The sequence below is a fragment of the Micromonospora sp. C31 genome (genome assembly GCF_018070575.1).
In the GTDB taxonomy this organism is placed as follows: Bacteria; Actinomycetota; Actinomycetes; order Mycobacteriales; family Micromonosporaceae; genus Micromonospora.
This window is the reverse complement of the sequence record NZ_JAGPXN010000004.1, coordinates 281124-287420: the sequence shown is the minus strand read 5'-3', so window position 1 is coordinate 287420 and position 6297 is coordinate 281124. Positions and strand designations below refer to the sequence as shown.

The following is a 6297-nucleotide window of genomic DNA, read 5'->3' as shown; positions in this document are numbered from 1 at the left end:
TCATCCCCCGGCCGAGGGCGTGGTTGACGATCCGGTCGGCGTTGCCGAAGGTGAACTGGTTCTGCTGCGGCTCGGTCGCGTCGATCTTCATCTCGTTCTCGGGAGTCACACTGTTGAACTCCCGGTTCAGGATCCCCACGTACGTGGCGTCGGAGAGCTTGTGGGCGGCCACCGCGGCGCCGAAGTAGCGCCCCTTCTCGGCGGCGGACGCCCCCAGGGTCGTCCCGGCGCTGGCGCCGGATGCCACCGCCACCGTCGCGGCGGCGACGGAGAATCCGACCACGACCGACGCCAGCGCGACGCGTGGCCGCCGGCGGGCGACCGGGCGCCCGTCTACGGGGATTGGAATGTTGTCCATGGCAGAGCCTCTCGATGATCTGGTTGGATGAGGAAGGCCGCCTCGGCAACCGCCCGCCACGGTGCGGGGCCGGTGGAGTGGTCGCCCGGAGACCACGCCGACGTCAGCATCTCGACACCGTGAGTTGATCGAAGCCCTTCCATCGGACCGTATCGGAACGCGTCCGGAAGCTCAATGTCCGACTATCGGATTCTTCCCGGGAATCGCATCCCTGATCTACTCGCCCGGCGCGACCTCACCCTGACGGCACCCGATCGAAAGACCGAAACTTTCGGGCTTTCGGGACGCAGGGCACCGACCAACGCGGCCGGTTCCAGGACAGGTGGCCGGTCTGGTCGGGGCCTCCGGCGGCGGCAGCCCTTCCGCCTCCCCCACCGGGCTCGGACGCGACGGCGTGTCGGGGGCGGCCGGTAGCGTTCCGGAGCGCGACGGGGAGGAGCGACGGTGGCACTGTTACGGACGTTCGAGGACCGCGAATACTTGCCGGAGTACGGCACGCTCCTGCTGCGCGACGCGGAGCCGTGGGGCCCCGCGAGGGTGCGGGTCGACGAACTGCTGCGCGAGTACGCGGTGCGGACCCAGGCGTGCGGCTCGATCGCCCGCGCCGGGGACGGTTGGATCGAGGGCCGCGCGTCGGACGGCTACCACGCGGTACGGCTGGAAAGCCACGACGCGCCGCCGTCCGAGGACGACGACTGGGCGGACGTCGTCGAGACGCCCCTCGCCACCGCCGGCACGGTCGGCCTGACGACGGTGACCGGCGGGGCCCCCCGCGATTCGTTCCGCCTCGGAGAGCCGGGCCTGTACCGGCTGCGGTTCTGCCGGCGCCCGGCCGACGACGGCGACAGCTACCTGCTGCGGTTCTGGCCCGTCCCCGCCGACCCGGGCCCGCCCCGGTGGCTCGTGCGCAGCCGCCCGCTGCTGAGCGAGCACGACCTCGCCCAACCGACCATGCGCACCCGCGGCGGCGGCCCCGCCGCACGATTCCGGTACGCCACCTCGGATCTGCTGTCGTTGCTGCTGTGGGCGCGCGAGAGCGAGGCCACGGTCACCCTCCACTGGCTCGCCGACCGGCTGCTCAGCACCCCGGACGCCGTCCGCGCCGTCCTGCGCCACGCCGTGGACGACGGGCTGCTCGCGCCCTTCGACGGCACCGACGGGCCGATGACACTGGTCATACGGCCGACGCCGCGCGAGACCCGGCAAGCGCCGCCGCAGCCGCCGACCCGTCCGGCCGGCACCGGGCGCCTGCTCGGCACCGGCGGCGTCGTCCGGAGCGAGGCGAGGGCCGGCTCCCACGCCGGCACCTGCGCCGGCGGGCCGCCGCACGCCAGCGGTCCGGCCATGGCGTGGGTGGCGACGACGGGCAGTCAGGCACCCGAGCGCGGAACCCGGTCGCCGACGCCGCCACCCGGGCCGCCGCCCCGCGCCGGACTCGTCGGCTCGGGTGGCGAGTTGGTCATGTGGCGTGACGACGCCCCGGTGGTCGTGGCGCGCTGGCCGGGGGTCCAGGTGGCGCGGGCCATGCAGAGTCGACACGGCACCGTTCTGCTCACCAGCACCCAGACCGTGCTGGTGCGCCCCGACGGCGAGTTCGTCCTGCTCGGCACCGACATGGGCTGGCACGCCGTCCTGGACGCGGCCGGCGACCAGCTGGCCGCCGTCGAGTACCACGTCGGGCGACGCCCCCGGCACCGGCTGCACCTCGTCGACCTCGCCGACGGTTCCCGGCGGAGCATGCCGTGGGACGAGACCGACCACGTCTCTGCCGTCGGCATCCACGCCGGGGCGGTGTACGCCAGCGTCGACGGTGGCGGGGCCTCGGTGCGCTGGGTCCCCGGCGAGGAACCGGAGCCGCTGCCGCACGCGCTGCGCCAGGTCGACCCGTACAGCGGTGTCGCGCTCGCCCGCGGCGGGAGCCACCCGGTCCTGCTCGTACGGCCCGACGGCGAGGTCGTCCCGCTGCCCGTGGATCCGGCCGCCACGCTCGTGCCCGGCGGTCGACAGTTGTGCTCCTGGGTCCACGCGCCGCCGGGTCTGCGCCTGTACGACCCGGCGCGTCCCGACCGCCCACGGATGCTGGCGCTGCCCGGCGGCAGCGCGACCGGTCCCCGCCCGGGCGGGCCGGTCTGGGAGAGCCCCGAACACGTGCTCATCCCGGCGCAGGACGGCCACAACGAGATCGGCGCGTCTCTGGTCCGGCTGCACCTTCGCAGCGGCCTCATGGAGGGTCTGACGTTGCCGCCCGAGGTCGGATACCGGCCGGTCCTCGTCCGGCCGCTCTTCCAGACGATCGGCGACGACCAGCCCCGATCCGCCGGGCGTACCGTGCGGCGGCCGCATCGACCGGCGGACCCGTGACGGCGCAACGGTAGCGCCGGGCGGATTCACAGGGTAGAAACGATGCCACCCCTTCTTCCACGGCGTGCTGCAAGTCGCGGCACCGAGAGAGCGCTCTCACGAGCGGCGCTCTCCCGCCCGCCGCCACCACACGAGGCAGGTCGACGACGACCACGAGCCGGCAACCGGCGCACCCACCCGCACCGGAGCGGCTCCCCCACCGCATCGCCGCGCCCGGCGCTGTCCCGGCCGGCGGAGAGGACGAACGATGAGAATGCGGTCTCCCCACTGGCGACGGCGGCTGCGCCGGGCGCTCGCGCTCGGCCTGGCGCTGACGGCGGTCGCCGGTACGACCGGCACGGCTGCCACCGCCGGGCCGCCCCGGCACGGTGCGCCGGACTTCGGGCCCAACGTGACGGTCTTCGACCCCGACACGCCGGTCGCCGAGATCCAGGCGACCCTCGACGCGACGCACGCCCGGCAGGTCGACGCCGAGATGGGCACCGCGCGGCACGCGTACCTCTTCAAGCCCGGCAGCTACGGCACGCCCGCGCAGCCCCTCCAGGTGAAGGTCGGCTACTACACCGAGGTCTCCGGCCTGGGCGCCTCCCCCACCGACGTCACCGTCAACGGCAAGATCGAGGCCTACAACCGCTGCCTCGAGGGCGGCGGCACCGGCAACTGCATCGCCCTGGTCAACTTCTGGCGCACCCTGTCCAACCTGTCACTGTCGATCGAGGCCACCGGCCAGGACGGCTGCCGCTCCACGGCGAACTTCTGGGCGGTGTCCCAGGCGGTGTCCATGCGCCGCCTCGACATCAGCGGCGGCGGTCTGTCACTGATGGACTACTGCACCGCCGGCCCGCAGTACGCCAGTGGCGGCTTCATCGCCGACTCCCGGCTGCCCGCGACCACCAACGGCTCGCAGCAGCAGTGGCTGACCCGCAACAGCGAGGTCGAGAGCTGGTCCAACGCGGTGTGGAACCAGGTCTTCGCGGGCACCGTCGGCGCCCCCGACGACGCCGGCTTCCCCGACCCGCCGTACACCACGCTGGACACCACACCCGTGAGCAGGGAGAAGCCCTACCTGTTCGTCGACGAGCGCGGCAGGTACCACGTCCGCGTCCCCACCGCCCGGCGCGACACCCGGGGCATCTCCTGGGGCGACGGCATGACGCCGGGCCGCACCATCGGCATCGGGGACTTCTTCGTCGCCAAGCCGTCCGACCCGGTGCACGTCATCAACAGCCAGCTCGCCCGCGGCAGGCACCTGCTGCTCACGCCCGGCGTGTACGACATCGCCCGCAGCATCGAGGTCAGGCGGCCCGACACCGTTGTCCTCGGCATCGGCCACGCCACGCTGACGGCTGTCGGCGGCGCCGTTCCGCTCGACGTCGCCGGCGTGCCCGGCGTGGTCGTCGCCGGGGTCACCATCGACGCCGGCCGCACCGAGTCGCCGGTGCTGCTGCGGGTGGGCCACAGGCACGGCCGCAACGCCAGCACCCCACGCAACCCGATCACGCTGTCCGACGTGTACTTCCGCGTCGGCGGACCGCACATCGGTCGGACGCACACCGCGCTGGAGGTGAACGCCGACCACGTCCTCATCGACCACACCTGGGTGTGGCGCGGCGACCACGGCGTCGAGGGCTTCACCGAGGGCGTCAACGGCGACACCGACCGCTGGCGGACCAACACCGGCCGCTACGGCGCCGTCATCAACGGCGACCACGTGACGGCCACCGGCCTCTTCGTCGAGCACTTCCAGCGGTACAACACGGTCTGGAACGGCGAGCACGGCACGACGGTCCTCTACCAGAACGAGCTGCCGTACGACCCGCCGACGCAGGCCGACTGGATGAACGGCGAGACCAGGGGGTGGGCCGGCTACAAGGTCGGCGACCGGGTGCGGCACCACACGCTGCACGGCGGCGGGGTGTACGTGTTCAACCAGAACGACCCGTCGATCCGCACCGAGAACGGCTTCGAGGTCCCCGTCACCCCGGGCGTCCGGCTGCACCACGTCATGACCGTCAACCTGAGCGCCGGCACGATCGACCACGTGGTCAACGGCGTGGGCGAGGCGGCCGACATGACGCGGGTCGGCGAGCCCGTCTACCTCACGCGGTATCCCGCCCGGTAACCGCCGCGGGAGACCGAGCCGGACGGGGCGCGCACCCTGTCCCGTCCGGCTCGGTCGTCAGCCGGCGCAGTTGTCGTTGCGCACGGGCCGGGTCAGCTTCTCCTGGGTGCCCAACTTCGCGTAGACCCGCGGGTAGCTCTGCACCTCGTCGTCGTGCCTGGTACCGCTCTGCGCGATCTGTCAGCCGCCGGCGTTGCCCGACCGGATCTCCCAGTAGACCTCGCCGGAACAGCCCTGAAGGCCCGGCGACCAGGCGATGACGCCCGCTCAGCCGGCCAGCCAGTTGCGGATCTCGTCGCCGTGCTCGTCGAGCCCCGGCGGCGGCAGGTCGTAGCGCGGCGGGGTGGCGGTCAGGCCGATCGGGTTGCGGATGCCGGGCACGCCGCCGGTGGTCACCACCGGGTCCAGCCCGAGTTCCCGGGCCAGGTCGACGCCGCCGGCGACGGTGTTGATCGGGGTGCACGGCACGCCCGCCGCGCGCAGGTCCCGGAACCACTCGTCGCGGGTCCGCTCGACCAGTCGCGCGACCAGGAGGGGCCGCAGGGCCTCCCGGTTGACGGTGCGGTCCTGGTTGCGCGCGAACCGGGGGTCGTCGGGCAGGCCGGGCAGGCCGAGCACCCGGCACAGCCTGCGGAACTGGCCGTCGTTGCCGGCGATGACGACGAGGTCGCCGTCGGCGGTGGGCAGCGGTTCGTACGGGAACAGGCTCGGGTGCCCGTTGCCCATCCGGAACGGCGTCGCGCCGCCGGCGACGTGGCCGCTGCTCTGGTTGACCAGGCCGGACAGGGCGGCGGAGAGCAGGTCCACCTCGACGTGCTGGCCGGTGCCGCAGCGGTCGCGGTGGTGCAGGGCGGCGAGGATGCCGACGGCCGCGTGCAGGCCGGCGATCACGTCGAACACGGCGACCCCGGCCTTGTACGGCGGGCCGTCCGGCTCGCCGGTGAGGCTCATCAGGCCGGACGCGGCCTGGACCACCAGGTCGTAGCCGGGCAGGTCGGCGCCGGCGCCGGCGCCGAACCCGCTGATCGAGGCGTAGACGATCCGCTCGTTGACGGCCACGACGCTGTCGTAGTCGAGGCCGAAACGCCGCAGCCCGCCGGGCCGGAAGTTCTGGATCATGACGTCGGCGCGGCGGACCAGTTCCCGGGCGACGTCCAGGTCGGCGGGGTCGGCGAGATCGAGGGCGATGGACCGCTTGTTGCGGTTGACGCCGAGGTAGTAGGTGGAGGTGCCCTCCCGTACGGGCGGCGTCCAGCTCCGGGTGTCGTCCCCGCCGGGCCCCTCCACCTTGATCACCTCAGCGCCCAGGTCGGCGAGGAGCATGGTCGCGTACGGGCCGGCGAGGATGCGTGAGAAGTCGGCGACGAGGACGCCGCCGAGCGGCCCGGACCGTTGCTCCCGCATCGCCACTCCCCTTCCCCGGCCGCCCGCCGGCAACCGGCCTCCACCGGACGCG

At 73.4% G+C, this 6297-nt stretch carries 4 protein-coding genes; 2 read left to right on the top strand and 2 right to left on the bottom strand.

The annotated features are described in order from the left end of the window. Nucleotides 1-358, bottom strand: a 358-nt coding sequence (locus KBX06_RS08915) for an endo-1,4-beta-xylanase (RefSeq protein ID WP_210833757.1), incomplete at its 3' end; no start/stop codon positions are given. Nucleotides 359-802: 444 nt separating this feature from the next. Here KBX06_RS08915 and KBX06_RS08910 point away from each other — a divergent pair. Together KBX06_RS08910 and KBX06_RS08905 are read left to right on the top strand one after the other, a co-directional pair. Further along, nucleotides 803-2719, top strand: a complete 1917-nt coding sequence (locus tag KBX06_RS08910; RefSeq protein ID WP_210833756.1) for a hypothetical protein — start codon at nucleotides 803-805, stop codon at nucleotides 2717-2719. Nucleotides 2720-2972: 253 nt separating this feature from the next. Then, on the top strand, nucleotides 2973-4841 hold the full coding sequence (locus KBX06_RS08905; RefSeq protein WP_210833771.1) for an adenylyl cyclase: 1869 nt from the start codon (nucleotides 2973-2975) through the stop codon (nucleotides 4839-4841). 267 nt (nucleotides 4842-5108) lie between these two features. Here the strand turns inward: KBX06_RS08905 and KBX06_RS08900 are convergent, their stop codons facing one another. Beyond that, a complete protein-coding gene (locus KBX06_RS08900; protein ID WP_210833755.1) occupies nucleotides 5109-6245 on the bottom strand; it encodes a CaiB/BaiF CoA-transferase family protein in 1137 nt (378 codons plus the stop codon). Nucleotides 6246-6297 lie beyond the last annotated feature (52 nt).